Source organism: Pseudomonadota bacterium, from assembly GCA_022361155.1.
Taxonomy (GTDB): Bacteria; Myxococcota_A; Polyangia; order Polyangiales; family JAKSBK01; genus JAKSBK01.
The window spans coordinates 1-2,233 of record JAKSBK010000467.1; the positions used below are offsets into that span (position 1 = coordinate 1).

The window sequence follows — 2,233 nt, forward strand, 5'->3', positions numbered from 1 at the left end:
CGGCGCTCGTGCGCATGACATCCACGAGCCCGTCGCCGTCGATGTCGATCAGCCGTACCCCGGGCGCTTCGAGCGCGTAGGGAGGGCTTTTCTTCAGGCGTAGCCGATGCTGCCAGCGCCCGTCCCCCTGATTCGGGAAAAGCAGCAACCGGGCAGCCTCCCGCAACCAGCGGACTACCAGACCACGGCGTTTGCCGATCTGAGGCGGATCGCGGCGGCGGCTCTGCACGCGCGCGCCTCGGTCGAGTACCTCGAGCTGTTGCACCGCACCAGCTTTGGCGATCCCACGCCTGCGCTGATCCAGGCGGCGCTTTCGGCTTCGGATGCGCACCTGTCGCTCGCGGTCGTCGCGTGGCTGTGTCGCCTGGCCGGGGCCGATATCTCGCTGACCGAAGCTGCGGCGGCGCTCTCGCGGCTGTCCGAGAAGGCGCGCCAGCTGCACGCCGGTCTCAACCCCGTGGGTCTGCCCGACAATCACATCGCCTACACCTACAACCCGGCGCTGGGAGCGCACAGCAACAACTTCGCGGCGCAGCTCGAGCAGTTCGACAAGACTTGGCTGCCGGGAGCAAGGGGCGCGGCTGCCACGGCGCAAGAGTCCCGGCGCAGCTTCGAGCGGGACCTGCACGCGTTGCGCAACGAGCTCCAGGGGCAAGCGACGCACTACGGAGAACGGCTGGCTTCGCTCTGTGGCGGCGCCGCCGCTCAGCCGCAGTACGAACAGTGCGGCGCACAGAGCGGCGAGGTGTATCTCGCGAAGCTCGAGGTAACCGCTGCGGTGGAGCGCATGAAGCTGGCGGCGCTCGACATCAAGCAGGCCTACGAGGCCATCCGGATCGAAGAAAACCGCGCGGCAGAGATAGCGAAGGTGCACCGGGCGCAGGCCTTCCTCGTCCTTTCCAACAACGCGCGGGTCGCCGCGCTCAACGACGAAGCGGCCATGATCAAGGCGAGTGAATCGCTGCTCGGTGGCTATCTTGGCTTCGTGGGTGCGTTGACCAGCCCGGTGCCCAATCCCGGGGCGGCGTTCGGGGCCATCGCAGGCGGCTTCGCCAATGCCGCCGCCAGCGTCTCGTTGGCCGAGATCGAAAACCAGAAGCGGACCATCGCTGCCCGCGAGAGTGCCCAGGTGGAATTCAACGTGGTCAGCGACACGCTGACCAACAGCGCGGCGGTGATCAAGAATCACCTGCTCGAGATTCCATCGCTGTTCATCAATCAGCACCTGGCCGCACTGGATGCGTCGCGGGCGACCGCTCGGCTGAAGTCGCTGTATCAAGCCGCGATCGATGCCGAGGCTGCTCGCCAGCGCGCACTGGCGGCAAGCGGAAGCGACCCCCGCAGCGACCCCGGTTTTAGGATACACCGAAACAAGGAATCCGAGTACGCGAGGCTCGCCTTCGAGCACGCGCTCAGGGAGGCATTTCTCTTGACGCGCTCCTTCGAATACGAGCTGAACTTCTCGTACGCGGCGCGCGGCGCGCTGTTCACACGCAGCAACGTGGCCGAGCTCGAGCAGTACGTCAACGAGCTTCGAGTCATGTACGACGGCCACGTGGGCGTGTTTGGTCATCCTCAGGCGCGCAGCAGCGTCCTGTCGTTGCGGGACGACGTGTTCCGGCTCGCAGCAGCCATCACCGATCAGGCAACGGGCAAGGACTACACGCCCGAAGAGCTGTTTCGGCGCTTCGTGGCGGACCCGCACAACCGCGACGGCCAGGGCAATCTGCGCCTGCGCTTCAACCTGTCACTTGCGCCGGATGCGGCGATCTTCAACCACGCACTGTGCAGCGACCGACTGAAGAGCATCCGGGTCAGCCTGGTAGCAAGCTCGCTGGGTGCGATGCACCCGGAAGTGGAGCTCAAACAGCTCGGCTCGGCCTACTTGCGCAGCTGCGCCGAGCGGGATCCGGACGGTCGCTACCTGGTGCGTGAATACGCGCTCGAAGACACGCTGGGCCAGCGCCGGGCGTTGATCACCGCCGGCGTGAACCTCGCAGGGCCCATGGATCCGAACCAGCCGCCGCCCAACACCGAGCTGTACGGCCGACCCATCGCAGCCACGTACGAGCTGACTCTACGACCCGCTGCGCCCGCCAACCACGGCATCGACCTGACAGCCCTCGAAGACATCGTGCTTTACCTCGACCACGAAAGCCGCACGACGCAGTAGCGCCAGAGTCGTGCGCGCCACTCGCTCGAGGATGAACTGCGATGTTCTGCCGACCCGACC

The 2,233-nt window shown here is 66.2% G+C and carries 2 protein-coding genes; one reads left to right on the forward strand and one right to left on the reverse strand.

All coding sequences use genetic code 11. The annotated features are described in order from the left end of the window. Positions 1-265: hypothetical protein (locus tag MJD61_17705; protein MCG8557098.1), on the reverse strand; the 265-nt coding region annotated here is incomplete at its 3' end. On the opposite strand from MJD61_17705, the gene MJD61_17710 reads away from it, so the two are divergent. Beyond that, entirely contained in the window at positions 260-2,173 is a 1,914-nt protein-coding gene (locus MJD61_17710) for a hypothetical protein (GenBank protein MCG8557099.1), read from the forward strand. The genes MJD61_17705 and MJD61_17710 overlap by 6 nt on opposite strands. Positions 2,174-2,233: the final 60 nt, after the last annotated feature.